The following is a 17,368-nucleotide window of genomic DNA, read 5'->3' as shown; positions in this document are numbered from 1 at the left end:
ACTTAACATTGATGTCAGGTTTTACCGTACTCGCATGAAGAACACAGCAGCAGCTCCGAACCTCTTCGACCCCGCCGAAGTGGGCCCCCTGCAACTACCGCACCGCCTGGTGATGGCCCCGATGACCCGGAACCGCGCCGAGGCCGACGGCACCCCCTCCATCCTGATGGCCACCTACTACGCCCAGCGCGCCGACGCCGGGTTGATCATCGCCGAGGCAGCCGCTCCGAACCAGGTCGGCCAGACTTACGCCAACATTCCCGCCATCCACACCGCCGCACATATCGCGGGCTGGCGGCGGGTCACCGACGCCGTCCACGCCGCGGGCGGCCGAATGTTCCTGCAACTCCAGCACGGCGGACGGGTCGGCCATCCCGACAACAGCGGTCTGACGCCGGTCGCACCGTCGCCCATCCCACTCGGCGAAACTATCCACACCCCGACCGGACATCAGGACGCGGTCGTCCCGCATGCGCTGACCATCGACGAAATCCAGTCCACCATAGTCGATTTCGCCGCGGCGGCTCGCAATGCCATCGAGGCAGGTTTTGCGGGAGTGGAAGTGCACAGCGCCAATGGCTATCTGCTGCATCAATTCCTGGCCGAGAACACCAACCACCGTACCGATGCCTACGGCGGTTCGATCGCCAACCGTATCCGATTCACCGCCGAGGTGGTCGAAGCGGTCGCCGCCGCGATCGGACCCGAACGGGTCGGCGTGCGCATCTCGCCGGGAAACACCGTCAATGACATCGACGAGGGCGATACCGAAGCCCTCTATCCCGCTCTTGTCGACGCGCTCGCCGACAAGGGTCTTGCCTATCTGCACATTGTCTGGGCCGATCCCGATCAGCCCCTTTTCCACCGGATCCGGAAGGCCTGGCCGAGCACGGTGATCGCCAATCCGAACCTCGGCTGGGGCGTCCCGCTCCCGGCGGACGGCGGCAAGTCGGCGGCCGAGCGGTTGCTCGCCGCGGGTGCCGACCTGATCTCTCTCGGTCGGCCCTTCCTGGCCAACCCCGACCTGGTCGAACGACTTCGCACAGGCGCGGCGCTCAACCCCGTTCGCGATGCCCACCTCATGTACGTCGCCGGTGCGGAGGGCTACACCGACTACCCGACGCTGGCCGCCGCCGAACAGCACGGCGCGCTGCTCGAACCGGTCGATGCCTGAGCGCGTCAGCGCCCCATGAGCTTGCGCCAATGCGCGCTCAGCGGGTGCTTCGCCGTGACGGAGCCGAAGCGGACACGGCCGAGCACGACCACATGCAGCGGACCGAACGGCGGACCGGTACGGACCTTGTTGTTGACGCTGGAGCCGATGAGATCGAGGGCATTGAGATCGACGGTGGCCTCGGCCGGGACGATCAAGGTCAGCGAGCTGCAGTAATCGTCGACATGCAGCTCGACCACCTGCGTGGACATGATCGCCTCGGTGAAATCCAGCGTGACGCCGGAGAGCCAGCTGTTGGTGTGCAGCGACGGCGCCACCTGCCAAGGCCCACGGCGACTGACGCCGGACAAGCGGCTGCGAATCACATGGCCCGGCGTCGCGGACACCAGGCCGGGTACCGGTGCCACTGGTCCGCGTTTGGTGAACGGCGACGCGGAATTCATGAACGGCGCGGCGTTCCCGAAGGTCGACGGCGGCGCGGCAGGCCGCCCGACCAGCCGGACACCGGGCAGATCGATGAGCACGGCATTGAGTTCGCCCCGAGTCTTGGCAGCCAGCGCGGTGTCCATCCGCTCGGTGAACTCGCCGAGCGACAGCATCCCGAGCCCGACCGCGCGCTGCAACAATTGGCCGACATGCTCGCGCTCGGCATCGGAGACGCGCAGTTCTCTGTCGCCCACCACATCGCCGGAGCCGACGCCGCCGGCCACCGATTCGGGTCCGCCCATGAATCCGAGGTTACCGATCCCACGTACCCCGCACATCAGGGCGATCCCGGATTCTCCGCGCGACTTCCCGCCACCGAAGTTCGCACTCGCCCAGCTCCGCACCGCACACGATCCACATCGCACAACGGCCAGGGAAGTCGCAGACCCCGCCCGGCTCGGCCAACGGGCCATGGTGGCGGGCCCACTCCGTATTGACACCGCTCTGGCGCGGCTGCGTGCTATTCGAGGCCTTGTTCGATCGCGTAGCGGGTGAGTTCTACTCGGTTGGCGAGCTGGAGTTTGCGGAGGGTCGCCTGGACGTGGTTCTCCACGGTGCGGTGACTGAGGTTGAGGCGGGCGGCGATCTGCTTGGCGGACAGGCCCTTTGCCACCATGCGCAGGACCTCGGTCTCCCGTTCGGTGAGCGCCGGCCGGTGCGGTTCGTCGGGCTGTGCGGGAGTTGTGGCCATGCGGCGGTATTCGCCAAGGACCAGACCGGCGAGCCCCGGCGTGAACACGGGCTGCCCGGCAGCGGTCGCGCGTACCGCCTCGATCAGTTCGGCGACCGAAGCGCTCTTCACCAGATAACCCGAGGCGCCCGCTTTGATCGCATCCAGGACGTCGTCGCGTTCGGCGGACGCGGAAAGCACAAGCACCCGGCTCTGCGGTGATACCCGCAGCACCTCGGCGGTGGCCTCGGCGCCGTTCCCGTCGGGCAGTTGCATATCCATCAGCACCACGTCGGGGCGCACCGCCGCCGCCCGCCGGGTGGCGGATCCGACACCGTCGGCGGTGGCGGCCACGTCGAATCCGGCCTCGGCGAGATCTCGGGACACGCCGTCGCGCCACATCGGGTGGTCGTCGACGACCATCACCGAAACAGGCTCGACCGCTTGGTCATCGGTCACGCGATACCTCCTGTGTTGTCACAGTCCGCTCATGCACGCGGCACCCGGAATTCCCATTCGGTGCCGAAGCCGACCCCGCCATCGGCCTCGGTCAGCAGGTCCGCCGCCCCGCCGAGCGCGGCGATCCGGCCCACGATGGATCGTGAAACACCCATCCGCCCTTCGGCTTCGGCCTCGGCCAATCGCCCGGCCGGTATCCCGACACCATCGTCGCGCACGCTGATGATCAGCTGGTCACCGGTGTCCTCCAGCAGCACATACGCTTTCGCGTCGGCCCCGGCGTGCAGCGCGACATTGGACAGCGCTGTCGCCACGGCCGCCGCGATCTCCTGCGCGGTCCAGCGCCCGACCAGCACCGGCTGCCCCGGCGTCGAGACGAACACCTTGGGCGTCGCGTGCACCGTCAGCAGCGGGCGCAGATCGATATCCGCGCCACCGGCGTCCTGGCGACCACCCTGCTCGGAGATCAGCACCCGCAGCGCCACTTCCTGTTCCCCGGCGCGCTGCGCCAGCTCCGCGGTGGGACCGCCGATTTCGCTGCCGCGCCGCTTGATGTAGCTGAGCACCTGCAGCACGCCGTCGTGCACCTCACGCGAAAGCCGTTCGCGCTCTTCGGCGGCCGCGGTCAACCGGACGGCCCGTTCGAGCTGGCCCTGGGCGCGGCGGGCGGTATTGGCGGCAAGCCCGAGCGCCAAGCCGATGGAGACAAGCACCGGCGCCGTCGCATCGGCCCACACGTCCTGGCCCCACTGATCCCGGACCGTCACGATCACCGCCGCGATCAGCATCCCCGAAAGCACACCGCCGATCGGACCGCGCAGGATGGCCGCCGAGATCACCGCATTGGCGGCCCACAGTGTGGTCGGCAGCGTCTGATGTCCGTGGTACCAGCCGTAATCGGCGACCAGACGGGTCGAAGCGATCAGTGCGATCACCACGACGTGATCTCCGGCGACCACCCACCGGCGCAGCCGCGCCACATCCGGAAAATGCCACGCCGAGAGCATCAGCGCCGACGCGCCGGACCAGACCGCCATGAGGGCGATCAGCACCCAGCTCAACCGCTGATTCTGGTAGTAGGGCACCGACGCTATCTGCTGTCCGACCGCATAGAACAGAGTCACCAGCCGCAGCGCCTGTGCCGCCCGCCACAGCGGCGCGGTCGCCGCGTCGGTCGGGCTGAGGTCAGTCGTCGGCGGCCGCATCATCGGCCTTGTCCAAGCGGCTGCCTCGCCGTCGCCCCGGCTCGGGCTGGTCCGGCGACGTTTCGTCCTGCTCGCGTTCGGCCGCCGCGACCAGGGTCGCCACATCGAACCGGCCCGGCTCGGGTTTGTCCGGCTCGGCCGCGTACATCCGGCCCGGTTCCCCGGTCTGCAATTCCTCGAAGACTTCCTCCGGACTGTCGGCGAGCAGTGACCGGATCGCGGTGTTCATCACCGCGACGAACGGCACGGCGAGCAGACCACCGGCGATGCCACCGAGTACGACACCCGCGGTGATCGCCAACACCACCGCCAGCGGATGAATACTGACGGCACGGCCGAGCAGCAGTGGCTGCAGCACGTGACTCTCCAGCTGCATCACCGCGATGATGATGCCGAGCACAATGAGCGCGGTGACGAAACCCTTGGTCACCAGGGCTATGAACACCGCGACGGTGCCCGCGAGGAACGCACCGATAATCGGGATGAACGCGCTGATGAACACCAGCGAGGCCAACGGCAGCGCGAGCGGCACCCCCAGGATCGCCAGCCCCGCACCGATGCCGATGGCATCCACCGCCGCCACCGCGACGGTGGCCCGCACGAACCCGACCAGCGTCCCGAACCCGAGCTGCCCGGCCGTGCGGACCCGCTCCCGATGCGGCGTCGGCACGATCCTGGTGACGAACTCCCAGATCTGGTCGCCGCTGTACAGAAAGAAGATAAGGATGAACAGGGTCAGGAAGGTGCCGGTGAGAATGTGCCCGATCACCGTCGCGGTGGTCAGCGCCCCGCTGGTGAGACTGTCCTGATTGGACCGGATCGCCTTGACAATCGTGTCACCGGCATTGCGGATCTGCTCGTCGCTCAGATGCGGCGGACCGTTGATCAGCCAATCCTGCACCTGGTGGATGCTGTGGGTGATCTCGTCGGACAGCTGCGGCACACCGTCGACGAACTGTTCGACGACAAAGGTCAGCACGCCGGCGACCAGACCGAGCGACCCGGCGAGCGCGACGAAAACCCCCACCGCCCGCGGCACCCCGAGCCGCTGCATCCAGTCCACCAGCGGCGCGAGCAAGCCGGCGGCCAGCAGCGCGATGGCGAGCGGGATAGCCACCGTCGCGAGTCTCTGCACAATCGCCGACAGCGCGAGCACGACCGCGAAAATGACCAACAGCCGCCACGACCATTCCGCGGTCATCCGGACCAACGGGTGCACCGCATCGGCAGGAGAGCGACTGGCAGCGCCTGTCCGCGGCGAACTCGAGTTCGGGTCGGTCACGATCACGAGCGTAGTGCGCGACGGCGGCCGATGTTCGTCCTAGACCGTGTGCCGGGCCGGGCGAACGCGGGGCCGACCGGGCCGACCGGAGGCGAGGCTGCCACCGAATGGCCGAGCAGCGCCGCGAACATGCTCACATGATCGAAACGCTAGATTGGTGATCGTGTCAGCGCCACTGGAAGCGGTCAAACAGACCATGCGAACGCGCTGGCCGCTGTACCTGACGTCGATGCTGCTGGCGAATGCCTTCGGCGCGGTCCTGGTCTGGGCGTTCATCCAATACGGACTTCCGGTCCCCGAGGGCGAGCTCGCCGGTGCGCGGCGCACCGGCCTGCTGATCCCGGTCCTCGTCTTCGTGACCGGCGGCCTGCTCAGCCTCGGCGCGTCGGCGCTGATGCTGCGCCCGGTGATGCGCTGGCAGGTGCGCGGTGGTCCGCCGAGCAGGCAGGAGCAAATGGCGGCATTGCACGCACCGCTGCGGCAGGCGATCGTGCACCTGACGCTGTGGCTGGTCGGCGGCGCCATCCTGGCCGCGACCATCATCGTCGACGCGCCCGAACTGGCCGGGGCCGTCATCGTCACCGAATGCATGGCCGCCACCATCGTGTTCGGTTTCACCTACATGCTCGGCGAACGCATCCTGCGCCCGGTAGCCGCCGAGGCGCTGACCGAGGGCACCTTCGATCACACGCTTACTCCCGGCGTCGGCACCCGAATGGGCATGACCTGGGGCATGGGCACCTTCGCCCCCACCATCGCCATCGTGCTGCTGTGCGTCACCCAGATTTCCTCGGAGGTGAAGTTCTCGGCGCAATCGCTGGCGATCTCGATCCTGCTGCTGTGCGGCGTAGTGATCATGCAGGCGCTCGCGCTGTCGATGCTCACCGGTTCCAGCATCTCCGACCCGGTGCGCCAGCTCAGCCAGGCCATCGATCGGGTGCAGGAGGGCGCCCGCGACGTCCAGGTCGAAGTCTTCGACGGCAGCGAGATCGGTCTGCTGCAGGTCGGGTTCAACCGGATGATGGAAGAGGCCGCCAAGCGCCGCCAATTGCAGGAGTTGTTCGGCCAGCACGTCGGCGAGGAAGTCGCGCAGCGCGCCCTCGACTACGGCACCGAACTCGGCGGCGAAACGCGATTCGTCGCCGTGCTGTTCGTCGACATGGTCGGTTCCACCGCGACCGCGGCCGAGCGGCCGCCGACGGAGGTGGTGAGCCTGCTCAACGAGTTCTTCCGGATCGTCGTCGACGTCATCGACCGCCATCACGGCTTCGTCAACAAGTTCGTCGGCGACGCGGCACTGGCTATCTTCGGCGCCCCGCTGGACCGACCCGACGCGCCGACCGCCGCGCTCGCCGCCGCCCGCGAATTGCGCGAATCCCTTCGTGAAGTTCCAGGACTCGATATCGGCATCGGTGTTTCAGCGGGGCTTGCCGTCGCCGGAAATATCGGTGCCGCAAACCGTTTCGAATACACGGTGATCGGTGATCCGGTCAACGAAGCGTCACGCCTTACCGAACTGGCCAAAGATCAACCGGGGCGCGTCCTGGCCTCGGGGAGCGCACTGTATTTCGCCGATGAGGGTGAGCAGGACTTCTGGGAAACCGGCGACGAGGTACAGCTGCGCGGACGGCGTAGAAAAACTCGATTGGCCTGGCCGCAGGACGGCATCGACCCGCACGCCGACGCAGACAGCGAAACGGCCGGTTCGTTGGGCTGACCGGGTTACGGCCAATGGGGAACGGACGGGCGAGCCTGCGCCGCGGCCGTCCATGAGCCGGGCCGTGGCACATTCTGGTGAGCGAAACGGGTAGTCCACGTCGCTCTTCCGGCGGCTGGTCGGCGCTGGATACTGCCACCCCACGCGGCAACCCTCGGCGGCAATGCGCCGAGGGAGGTGTCGCGGCGCGGTGTGGCACCGACGCCCGATTACGCTGGCGCGGGTGAAGAAACTGGTGCCGTTGGCGGTCGATGCACTGCTGGTCATCCTGTTCTGCGCGATCGGACGGCGCAGTCACGACGAGGCGGTACTCACCGGATTGCTGAAAACGTTGTGGCCTTTCGCCATCGGTCTCGCGATCGGCTGGGTGGTTGCGGTCGTCGTTTCCCGTCGCATGCTCGGCGAGCCGGGACCTACCGCCCACTTCGACGGAACCGACGTGTGGCCCACCGGGATTCTGGTCTGGCTCGGCACCCTCTGCGGCGGCATGCTGCTGCGGGTGCTCGGTGGTCAGGGCACGGCATTCAGTTTCATCCTGGTCGCGGCAACCGTGCTCGCCTTGTTCCTGCTGGGTTGGCGAGCGGCGATCAAGGCGCTGAACTATCAGCCGGGCCGGTCCGGCTAGCACGGCGATTCGCCTCGCGCACCGCCCGCCGGACCGGCCCGGCCGAACCAGCCGAGCCCCGCCGACCAGGTCGGCGGGGCTCGGTTTCACACTCGATCAGGCGGTCTTGGGCGTGGCCCTGGTGCCGACGTTGACGCAGGGGATGCCGTTGGCCAGGGTGGAGAAGATCACCGGCATGTAGCCCTCACTGAAGGAGGGGCCCGCGCCGGTCCCGGCCCACACGGTCTCCGACACCGGGATCAGGTCGATATCCAGGGGCGGCGACATGTCTTTCATGTCGTCGACGAATTCATAGAGCATGTGCGCCTTGCCGTCTCGCTCGCTGACGGTGATGACGACGCCCGCACGCTGGTACGTGCCGATGTGCGGTGCGATGTCGATCGCGGGTGGCTCGGCGGCGGGCCCGAACGGCTCGGGCATGGTCACCCCGGCCAGCTCCCGCAGCAATTCCCGGAACAGATCGGCATACAGCTGACGCGCGCCGCCGCCGTTGGTCAGCAGCACCACCGCCACCCCGGCCGACGGCACGATGCGCAGGTAGCCGTACTGGCCGACGGCCGCGCCGTCGTGACCGAAGCCGCCGACACCGTTCCAGTCGTTGAGGACCCAGCCGAGCCCCTGGCCGTCACCACTGACGGTCCACTTGTCGGGGCAATCGATCTCGCGCCGTTGCATTGCCGCGGCGGACTCGGCGCTCAGCACGCGAGTGCCGTCCGATGCGACGCCGCCCGCGAGATGCGTCTGCGCGAACCGGACCATATCGCCTGCGCTGGAGATGATTCGGCCCGCGGGACCCGCCGAGCGCGGCATCAGATCCCAGGCCGGCGCCGGGTCCGGATCGACGCCTGCCTCGCCGAGGTGGCTCATCGCGGTGCGGAACCGCAGTGCCTGCTCCGGCAAAGTCACGGTGCGTTCGAGGCCGAGCGGGGTGGCGATTCGGTCCTGGACGGCCTGATCCCACGTCGTTCCGGTCAGCACCTCGATCATGCGGCCCATGACGACATAGCCGACGCCGCCATAGGAGAACGCGGTCCCCGGCGGGCAGTCCAGTGCCACTTCCCGCGCCGCCGCGACATATTTGGTCAGGCAGTCGTCACCGCGGCCGGTGTCCAGGTTGAAGTCATTGGTCAATCCGGCGGTGTGCGACAGCAATTGCCGGGTGGTAATCGTCTTGGTGGCCTCCGGGTCCGGCACCGCGAACTCGGGCAGCACATCGATCACCGGCGCGTCCAGGTCGAGCTTTCCCTCATCGACGAGCTGCATGATCATGGTGGCCGTATAGACCTTGGCGATCGAACCGCACAGGAACACCGAGTCGGTCGTCACCGCAACGCCGGTGCCGCGATGCAGCACCCCGCTGGCCAGCTCATAGACCTTTCCGTCGACCAGGAACGCCAACCCCGCGCCGGGCACATGATGGGCGGCGCGCAGCTCATCGAGTCGCGTCTGCCAATGGGCGAGGTCCACGCCGTCGACGGCCGCCGCGGGAGGGTCGACCGGCCCGTCTGCGACGATCTGGTTCGCGGAGCTCGCGGTTCCCCAGTCACCCTTGGCCTCCCAGTGACCGGTGGCGTCCCAACTGATGTTCTTCGACATGATCTCTCCTCGACTCCACATGGCTGCGCACGATGTTCTCGCTATGCGAACACTGTACGCACAGCGGAATACCGTGCGCGAGCGCGCACGGTGTTCAAGTCGAATGAGCAGGTCAGAGCGACATCAGCCGGACGAGCTCGGATGCATTCAGGCCCGCAGCTCCGCGAAACCCCGGCGGCGATCTCCGCGTGAGCGTCACGGGCCGGCAAAGTCTTCACTTCGAAGGCCGGCACGGGCAGCGCGGCGGGATCGGCGAGGCGACCAGCACAGCAGCCCAACAGTCGGCTGCGCAGCGCGCGGCCCGCCCACTCGGCGCGCAAGAGTTCGACCGGACACCAGACCCCGAGCGATGCCACCCGGCGCAACCGCCATCCCGCGAAGCCGAACGACCCGGATCGACGACTCGGCCGCTACGAACGCCCGGTCGCCTCGGCGATGCCTACGTTTCGGGACTGACCAGCGCCTGGAGCAATCGAGCAGCCATGCGCGCCGTGGCGTCGCCGCTGTCGACATCGTTGATATGAATCGCGAAGGCCAGGTCGCCCATGTTCGCGATCAGCCAGCCATCCGGTCCGGCAGTCGCGGCGAAGCCGGCGACGTCGCGGTAACCGCGCAAGCTCGCGACCTCCGGCCGACCCGCGGCCTCGCGCAGGAAGCCACGCAGTCGATCGGTGATCTCCGGGGTCAATGCCGCGAGTTGCGCGTCGGTCGTGCCGGGCCGCGCGACCTCGATCATCGGCGGCGGCACCGCGCCGCGGGCGATCGCGGCGGCGGCGATCGCCATTCCGAACGGGCTGGCCAGGACCGCGTCGTTGCCGCCGCCCTGACGCACCTGTTCGGCGCTGCGGCCCGCGATCGCCAGGCGTCCGGTGACCTCGTCGAGTCCGGCGACCTTGAAATCGACGCCGACGCCGAGCATGGCCGCGGACTCCGCCGCATCCTGCACCGAGACGTCCTGCGGCGCCTTGCCCTTGGTCACCGCGGCGACGTTGCGGAACAGTTCGATGTTCCCGCCGACGGGGTACAGGCCGGTGAACGCGACCGGACCGTGCTCGCTGGCCTGACTGTTCTGCGCGACCGCGACAACCGCACCGGTGGACGGCTGGATCGCCACGATGGAGGCCTGTGTCGCGGCGCTGACCACGGCGTCCTCGGCGGCGCGCTGCAGACGCTGATCCATGGTTGCCGCGATATCCGGTCCCGGCGGGCCCTGCTCGCCCGCGATCTGGCCGACCAGGCGGCCGTCCTGCTCGAAAATCTGCACGCCCCAGCCGGAGTGCGCCTCCTGGCTGTCTTGCTGCACCTTGCGCAGCGCGTCCAGCAACGGCGACCACACCCGGCGATCAGCCGAGATGAGCCGTGGCTGCTTCTCCATCACCACGCCCGGAATCGGGGCCATCAACGGTTCCAGGATGGCGAAGTCGGGTTCGCGCAGGTTCACCGCGACGATCGGCTTGCCCTGCGAGCCCGACAGCTGCTGCATCAACGACGCCCCGGTGATCAGCGGCGCGACCGGCTCGATGGCCTTGGCCAGCGCGTCGGAGGAGGCGATCGGGTCGCGCACCTTGGCAGGATCGAGTTTGATCACGTTGATGACCTGCTCGGTCATCAACGGTTCACCGACGATGTCGACGACACGCGGGGCAGGCACAGGGGTGGTGCGCACCAGCCGGACCGTTCGGTTGTGACCCAGCTGCGGCATCACGACCGCCGGATCCCAGGAGATCCGCCAACCGATCGCCAATTTCCGCACGCTGCCCTGCAGGCTGTATTTCCAGCTCTTCTTCTCGCCGAAGTTCCAGTCGACATCCATGCTGAAGAGAGCCTCATCGGCGTCCAGGCTGATGAACTGGGTCTTCTTGTAGTCGACCTTGCCCTGCTGCAGGCCCTCGAACATTTGCTTCAATGTTGCGGAGGCCGCGTTAGGGTACGACGTCAGCTCCGATGCCTTGACGTAGTTCTGATCATCCAGGAGGTCGGTGAAGCGCTCGACAACCGCTTCGGGTTCATTCGGAGTCTGGTGGGATCCACACGATCCCATTGCGAAAGTCAGTACCGCTGCCCCCGCGAGTGCGATAGCGCCCCGGACGCGAAAGCGGCGGGATCCCCTCACATCCATATCGCCCACTCTTCACTCTTGTCACTCCGGTAACAAGACCACCGTACCTGAAGGTAACTACCTGCGGTGTCACCGCACCCGAGGACGTTACCCATGCTCAGCATCCCAATTGTGCCCGAAATAGTGCGCTCGTGAGGCCAATCGTGGACGGTGTTCTGTCACAAGACGACAAACCAGCGCCGCTACCGTACCGGTCGGAACGAAAACTTGGGCGATAACGGCTCACGTCGGCGTTTCGGGACCCGACCAGCCCATGCCAACCTGGCGGACCCGCCCCCGTCAGGACCCGATGGACACGATTTGAACCCGTTCGCACAGAGCGGAACCACTTTCTCCGTTTACGTCGTAATCTTGTAATCAACGTAACCACAGCAGCACAGTAAGTAAGGTGATTCCCAATGAGAAACGAACATCGGGGACGGGGTTTCGGACGACCGGGCGGCTGGCAGCAGGCCGATCTGCCTGATCCCGCAGATGTCCCAGACTGGTTCGCCGGAAGGTTGCCGAGCGACTGGTTCACTGGATCCGCCGTCATCGAAATCGACCGCGACGAGATCGTCGTCATCGGTGAGCTCCCGATCCCTCAGCCCGAGAAGCCCGCGGACTCCGAGCCCGAGGCGGACGCCGCCGACAAGGTTCCGAACGCGACCAAAGAGGGCGCCATCGCCCGCTTCCGCGAATCCACCCGGTCCGCTCGGATGCAGATCGCCAATGAGGCGCAGCAGCGGTACGGCCGCAGCGTCGCATGGGGCGTCTCGGTCGATGGGCAGCGATACCTCTTCACCCACCTGGCCGTTCCGGTCATGACCCGGCTGCGCCAACCCGAGCGCAAGGTGCTCGACACGCTCGTCGACTCGGGCGTGGCACGCTCGCGCGCCGACGCGCTGGCCTGGACCGTGAAACTGGCGGGCAAGCATGCCGAAGCCTGGCTCGAGGAGCTGCGCGGCGCGATGCGCAAGGTCGACGACCTGCGTTCGGAAGGCCCGAAGGGGCTCTGAGCGGTTCGGACTAAGGTTGCCTGCATGGCAGCCACCGCCTCCACGGACCAGGGGCCGATCCTGGTCCTCAACGGCCCGAACCTGAATATGCTCGGCACCCGCCAGCCGGAGGTCTACGGGTCGGCGACACTCGACGATGTCGTCGAACTGTGCAGGCGGACCGCCGCCCGGCACGGCCGTGAGATCACCGCGTTCCAGTCGAATTCCGAAGGCGCGCTGATCGATCGGATCCACCGGGCGCGCGGCGCCGAATCGGCCATCGTCATCAATCCCGGCGGGCTGACGCACACCTCGGTCGCGCTGCGGGACGCGCTCGTGATTCCGGAAGTCCCCATCGTGGAGGTGCACATCAGCAATGTGCACGCCCGCGAGGAGTTCCGGCATCACTCCTATATTTCGCCGATCGCCACCGCGGTCGTGGCCGGGATGGGCATCCACGGGTATGCCGCGGCCATCGAATTTCTGATCAACGGCTAGTACTCCACAGCCGTCCACACGCTATGGACGGGCCGTGCCTCGAGAGAGACGGAAGACCGGGAAGCCGGGGGCGATCGCGGCGAGTTCCGCATCGGTGGCGTCCTTGGTGACGCCCTCGAAGAACTTGCCGACCTCCCAGCCCCAGCGCTCCAGGTAGAGCCGCAGCAGCGGGACCTTGTTCTCGTCGGCCACCTCGACGGCGGTGAACTTCTCGACCTTCCGGCCCAGCCGCAGCTCCCCGTCGCCCGCCACGCGCAGGTTGCGCACCCATTGGGTGTGTCCGCGTGGCGCGACCAGGTATCGCGTGCCATCCACATCGGTCAACAGGTTCACCATCGTGGTCCGCCATTCGCCGCTTTTGCGCCCTCGCACCGCGAGCAGCCGCGATCCCAGCACGCTGATGCCGAGCCGGGGCAGCCAGTTGAAGATCTTGTTCATGATCGGATCAATGCCGGTCGGGCCGATGTAGCGCGTGCTGGCGTTCATGGCGACTCCTAATTGTGAGCACTGCTCTCCGTCAAGAAGAAGTGTGCCACCGAATCAGCAGGAAATCAAGAGCACTGCTCTCAAAAAGAGTGAAGTGGCATGGCTCACAACCGCAGCCGTCGAGGCATCGGCGAGGCGCGGTCCTTCAGTACGCTGAGCGCCGGGACATGCTGTGCAGCTATGAATGCGGGATCGAAGGGTTGATCAGTCGATGACTAGGCGTTACCACTCCCGGTGGACCACCATCGAACAGACTCCGAATCCCTGGGCGGCGCTGGTTATTTCGTAGTGCGCCGGTGCTGAACTCGCGGCCGCTGGAGTTTCCGCGCAAGGGCCCAGCGCTTTTCGTACTCGCCGGCAGCGCACTGTTGGCGGTGATCCTGGTTTTCGCCACCGTCGATCCATGGCTCGAGCGGGCGGGAATTCTGGCAGGCGGTCTCGACGTGCACGTCTACCGAGACGGCGCCTGGCGAATCCTGCACCGGCTGCCGCTCTATGACGAGCCGACCATGTTCGGGCTCCTGTACACCTATACGCCGTTCTCGACCATCGCATTCATCCCCGTGTACCTGGTGCCGTGGGCCTACGTCACCAACACGTGGCTGGTGGTGAACCTCGGCGTGCTGTTCGCGAACGTCCTGATGGCGTGGCGGATACTCGGCTATCGGCTCGACGCCCGACTCGCGGGCGTCAGCGCCCTGCTCGCCCTCACCTGTGTCTTCATCGAGCCTGTCCGCACCACCCTGTACTACGGGCAGATCAACTTGGTGCTGATGCTGTTGGTGCTGTGGGATTTCTCCCGCGCCGACCGCGCCAGGTTGCGCGGCCTCGGCGTCGGGCTCGCCGCGGGAATCAAGCTCGTCCCGCTCTACTTCGTCGCGCAGTTCATCGTGCTCCGGCAATGGCGCTCGGTTGCCACCGTGTCGGTGGTTTTCGCGGCCTCCATCGGGCTCACCTGGATCGTGCTGCCCGCCGATTCCGAGCAGTACTGGACGTCGACGTTCTTCCAGTCCAATCGGATTGCCGTGGACAACAACCCGGCCAACCAATCCATTCGCGGTGTCATCGCGCACCTCACCGGCCAGCCCGCGCCGGTGTGGCTGTGGCTGCTCATCGCGGGCACCGTCGCGGGCGTGAGCCTGGCCGTCACCGCGGGCCTGCACGAATACGGCGAACGCCTGCTCGCGGTCACGCTCGCCGGGCTCACCGCCTGCGCGATATCGCCCTTCTCCTGGGGCCACCACTGGGTGTGGTTCGTGCCCCTGTTCGTCTACCTGCTCCACAAGGCGCTGTCGCGACCACGGTGGTGGATCGCCGCGGCAGCCCTGTTTCTCTCGATCGGCGCCTGGGCCTACCACTGGAGCGCGGACTTCGTGACGATCGGGGTGTTCATGCTTCCGCCGTCATGGCCGGTCGCGCAGATCCTGATGAATGCCTACGTCATCGCCTATTTCGCCGTGCTCGGCGGCGCGATCGTCCTGCTCGCCCGCCTGCCCCGCAACCTCGCAGCACCACGCCCCCTGGGCCCCCTGATGCGTCGGCTACGAAAAACACTCCAGGTATCCTGACCGCTCACCCGAGTTCGAGGAGCCGCATTGTTCAAGGTCAACGTGTACTTCGAGGGCAACGTCACGTCGATCGCCTTCACATCGCCGCAGGGACCGGCGACCGTCGGCGTCATGGCCGTCGGCGAGTACGAGTTCGGCACCTCCCAGCTCGAGATCATGCAGGTCGTCTCCGGCGCGCTCACCGTTCAGCTGCCCGGCAGCGATGCGTGGGAAACCTTCGCGGCGGGAACACAATTCACCGTGCCTGCCGATAGCAAGTTCCAGGTCAAGGTGGAGGTCGAGACCGCCTACCTGTGCGAGTACCGCTGACGGCAGGCCGTCACTTCCGGCTGGGTTTCGTCTGTTCCAGCAGGTCCGGGCTTCGGCTGCACGAACCGGATCGGGTACGTCGTGTTCGATCGCCCATCCGTTTTCCGGATAGACCCAGATTCGCCGAGTGTCAACCGCCAGCACGTTGATCACACGATCGACCTTGCCGATGCTCCGGATGTACTCGTCCAGCGGCAGCGGGAGCGATCCGCAGATCACGTCCATCTCGGGCCACCGTTTCCGGCACATCGCATAGCTGCGTTGGATCAGTAAGCCTCATAATTCCATGATGTCGAGAATAGTCCTTTCATCATGACGGGTGGGATTCTGCCGATCGAGAACTAAGAATGACGTATTGGGCAAAAATATGAATTCAGCTTCACGGTGATATTTTTGGGAGTACTCACTCACGTCTCTTCCCGTTTTCGAAAGCACTCGTATCAGCGTCGGCTGCGGCTTCGCGCCCTCCAAGTGTTTCGAGGCGCTGACGAATCCTTTCTCGGTCACAATATTCCCCCGCTGATACAATTCGAGGATTCCATCCGGGAAGTCGACACCTCGGAATCCGATTCCAGTGTAGGGATCAAACTTGGACAACGTTCCTCGCAGGTGATATCCCGCGGCCGAGTTGCCTGCCCTGAGTTGCAGATTGGTATTTCTGAAGCCATCTCCGAGATAATTGGACATTATCTCGCGATCTGTCTCCGTAAAGCCTTTGGGAACCTTCTGAGTCCTATCGGAAGAATGCTCGTAGGAGTGTTTGCGAACTGCCGCATGGAAGAGTTGGATCTCCTCGGGCATCGGGACACTCCTGACGGCAGTCGATCCCATCCTGTCTGCTTCTTGTTTGATTCGGAGGTCTTCCCTGATCCTGTCCGCATTGACTTCCAGGAATCGCTGCCTGAATTCCGCAGCCGAGAGCACTTCTTGTTTCGTTCTTCCGAGCATCGTCATAAGAAGCCGCTGAGCTGGATTCACTTTGCGCGGACGGATCGTTTACCGGCGCGCAGGCCGGACACTGGAGTGCGGTGGGCATCCGGGACAAAGAGTCCTCGGCGCGTTCCCCGTGGCGGATTCACCCGGAGGTTCATCATCCCATGGCTCCAGTCGTCAGGAAGTATGGTGCAGCGGGCTGGACCGAACGTTTCGGACGTCGAATATATCGAGTTCCCTTAGCTGGCCCCATACGTAGGGGGACCCGTCGGCTGCCGAGCGGTGTAGCCGGTCTCGGCCTGAGCAAGCCGGACCGGCCCTGCCACTACGCCTCGGCTGCCCGCGGGCCGCGGATGAGCTCGTAGGTGGACACCGCCTTGCCCGCTTGCTCGCTGGCGGCAAGGGCCTTGCGCCAGTAGGCCTGTGCGGTATGCGAGAACGTCGCGTCGACGCCGACTTCCTCGCTGGCATCGATGATGTGCTGCGCACCGGCATCCATCATCTTCAGGCTCGCCAGGTCGGCCCAGCCGCCCGCCTTGTTGGCTACGGAGAATTCGGTCATGAAGTAGGGGAACGCCTCGCTGGACCGGATGGCGAACGGTACGAACTGGTCGATGTCGTGACCGGAGCGCTCGATCACGGCTGTTGCCTGGTCGAAGGCGAGCAGCCATGGATGGAAGATGGTCAGCAGCGCCTGGTAGAAGACCTGGGCCAGGCCGTCGTCTTCGCCCAGGTACTCCTGCGGGCTCAGCGGACGCAAGAGTTCGGCGTGCGCCTCGAAAACATCCCGCGGACCGCTGTAGAAGATGTAGGAGGCGGGGTGCACGATGTTGTCACCCGCCGACATCACACCACCCGAAATGAACTGTGCCCCATGCGAACGCACCCAGATCGCGCCCGCCCTCGCCTTCTCCGGCGAGTCCGACGACAGATTGGCGATGACCTTGCCCGCCAGCTGGCCGGTGGCCGGACCGAGCACGTCGTACATGGCGGCGTAGTGGGTGAGGCTGAGCACAGTCACCTCGTTGGCCTCCAGCGCCTCGGCAACGGTGGCGGCGCGCTCGGCGCCGAGTTCGACCATCGCGTCGACCTTGGCGGTGCTCCGATTCCACACCGTCACCTCGATGCCTGCCGCCAGGAAGGCCCGCACCATCGCCTGCCCCATCGGCCCGAGGCCGACGACGGACACGGAGCGAATGCTTTTCTGCTCGGACATTATGTGCCTCTTCTGTTCTCGATCGGTTGCTGTCGGCGCCGTGATCAA

General features: G+C 66.2%; 16 protein-coding genes. 7 read left to right on the top strand and 9 right to left on the bottom strand.

Going from position 1 to position 17,368, the window contains the following annotated elements; genetic code table 11:
* The first annotated feature begins 34 nt into the window (after positions 1-34).
* Positions 35-1,174, top strand: a complete 1,140-nt coding sequence (locus ACFU4Z_RS03900) for an alkene reductase (RefSeq protein ID WP_379059529.1) — start codon at positions 35-37, stop codon at positions 1,172-1,174.
* A gap of 5 nt (positions 1,175-1,179) precedes the next feature.
* Here ACFU4Z_RS03900 and ACFU4Z_RS03895 read toward each other — a convergent pair whose 3' ends face one another.
* The 4 genes from ACFU4Z_RS03895 to ACFU4Z_RS03880 form a co-directional block, all read right to left on the bottom strand.
* Entirely contained in the window at positions 1,180-1,854 is a 675-nt protein-coding gene (locus ACFU4Z_RS03895) for a DUF1707 domain-containing protein (protein WP_379060326.1), read from the bottom strand.
* A gap of 266 nt (positions 1,855-2,120) precedes the next feature.
* The gene (locus tag ACFU4Z_RS03890) at positions 2,121-2,753 is read right to left on the bottom strand and encodes a response regulator (protein WP_379060324.1); all 633 of its coding nucleotides are present in this window, start codon (positions 2,751-2,753) and stop codon (positions 2,121-2,123) included.
* Positions 2,754-2,818: 65 nt separating this feature from the next.
* The gene (gene macS, locus ACFU4Z_RS03885; RefSeq protein ID WP_379060322.1) at positions 2,819-3,994 is read right to left on the bottom strand and encodes a MacS family sensor histidine kinase; all 1,176 of its coding nucleotides are present in this window, start codon (positions 3,992-3,994) and stop codon (positions 2,819-2,821) included.
* A complete protein-coding gene (locus tag ACFU4Z_RS03880; RefSeq protein WP_379060320.1) occupies positions 3,975-5,195 on the bottom strand; it encodes an AI-2E family transporter in 1,221 nt (406 codons plus the stop codon). Before ACFU4Z_RS03880 ends, macS begins: the two co-directional genes overlap by 20 nt.
* Positions 5,196-5,472: 277 nt before the next feature.
* On the opposite strand from ACFU4Z_RS03880, the gene ACFU4Z_RS03875 reads away from it, so the two are divergent.
* Both ACFU4Z_RS03875 and ACFU4Z_RS03870 read left to right on the top strand, forming a co-directional pair.
* Positions 5,473-6,993 (top strand): adenylate/guanylate cyclase domain-containing protein, encoded by a 1,521-nt coding sequence (locus tag ACFU4Z_RS03875; protein WP_379060318.1) that lies wholly within the window; start codon positions 5,473-5,475, stop codon positions 6,991-6,993.
* A gap of 223 nt (positions 6,994-7,216) precedes the next feature.
* The gene (locus tag ACFU4Z_RS03870) at positions 7,217-7,618 is read left to right on the top strand and encodes a DUF3054 domain-containing protein (RefSeq protein ID WP_379059528.1); all 402 of its coding nucleotides are present in this window, start codon (positions 7,217-7,219) and stop codon (positions 7,616-7,618) included.
* A gap of 96 nt (positions 7,619-7,714) precedes the next feature.
* On the opposite strand, the gene ACFU4Z_RS03865 is transcribed toward ACFU4Z_RS03870, so the two are convergent.
* Positions 7,715-9,214 carry a serine hydrolase domain-containing protein gene (locus ACFU4Z_RS03865; RefSeq protein ID WP_379059527.1) on the bottom strand — a complete coding sequence of 500 codons (1,500 nt, stop codon included), beginning with the start codon at positions 9,212-9,214 and terminating at the stop codon, positions 7,715-7,717.
* A gap of 439 nt (positions 9,215-9,653) precedes the next feature.
* Entirely contained in the window at positions 9,654-11,255 is a 1,602-nt protein-coding gene (locus ACFU4Z_RS03860) for an NTF2-like N-terminal transpeptidase domain-containing protein (RefSeq protein ID WP_379059525.1), read from the bottom strand.
* A 476-nt stretch (positions 11,256-11,731) separates the two neighbouring features.
* Between ACFU4Z_RS03860 and ACFU4Z_RS03855 the strand changes: the two genes are divergently transcribed.
* On the top strand, positions 11,732-12,331 hold the full coding sequence (locus ACFU4Z_RS03855; protein WP_379059524.1) for a hypothetical protein: 600 nt from the start codon (positions 11,732-11,734) through the stop codon (positions 12,329-12,331).
* Positions 12,332-12,355: 24 nt separating this feature from the next.
* Positions 12,356-12,808, top strand: coding sequence for a type II 3-dehydroquinate dehydratase (gene aroQ / locus ACFU4Z_RS03850; RefSeq protein ID WP_379059523.1), 453 nt, complete (start codon positions 12,356-12,358; stop codon positions 12,806-12,808).
* 21 nt (positions 12,809-12,829) lie between these two features.
* Here aroQ and ACFU4Z_RS03845 read toward each other — a convergent pair whose 3' ends face one another.
* Complete coding sequence (locus ACFU4Z_RS03845; protein WP_379059521.1) at positions 12,830-13,294, bottom strand: nitroreductase/quinone reductase family protein; 465 nt, start codon at positions 13,292-13,294, stop codon at positions 12,830-12,832.
* 296 nt (positions 13,295-13,590) lie between these two features.
* On the opposite strand from ACFU4Z_RS03845, the gene ACFU4Z_RS03840 reads away from it, so the two are divergent.
* Positions 13,591-14,862, top strand: a complete 1,272-nt coding sequence (locus ACFU4Z_RS03840) for a glycosyltransferase 87 family protein (protein ID WP_379059519.1) — start codon at positions 13,591-13,593, stop codon at positions 14,860-14,862.
* Positions 14,863-14,889: 27 nt separating this feature from the next.
* Positions 14,890-15,171, top strand: coding sequence for a pyrimidine/purine nucleoside phosphorylase (locus ACFU4Z_RS03835; RefSeq protein ID WP_379059517.1), 282 nt, complete (start codon positions 14,890-14,892; stop codon positions 15,169-15,171).
* A 276-nt stretch (positions 15,172-15,447) separates the two neighbouring features.
* Here ACFU4Z_RS03835 and ACFU4Z_RS03830 read toward each other — a convergent pair whose 3' ends face one another.
* Positions 15,448-15,972 carry a hypothetical protein gene (locus tag ACFU4Z_RS03830; protein WP_379059515.1) on the bottom strand — a complete coding sequence of 175 codons (525 nt, stop codon included), beginning with the start codon at positions 15,970-15,972 and terminating at the stop codon, positions 15,448-15,450.
* A 457-nt stretch (positions 15,973-16,429) separates the two neighbouring features.
* A complete protein-coding gene (locus ACFU4Z_RS03825; protein ID WP_379060316.1) occupies positions 16,430-17,323 on the bottom strand; it encodes an NAD(P)-dependent oxidoreductase in 894 nt (297 codons plus the stop codon).
* Between the last annotated feature and the right edge of the window lie 45 nt (positions 17,324-17,368).

Source organism: Nocardia sp. NPDC057440, from assembly GCF_042802915.1.
In the GTDB taxonomy this organism is placed as follows: Bacteria; Actinomycetota; Actinomycetes; order Mycobacteriales; family Mycobacteriaceae; genus Nocardia.
Note: the sequence above shows the minus strand (reverse complement) of the source record. Positions and strands in the feature narration are given on the sequence as shown.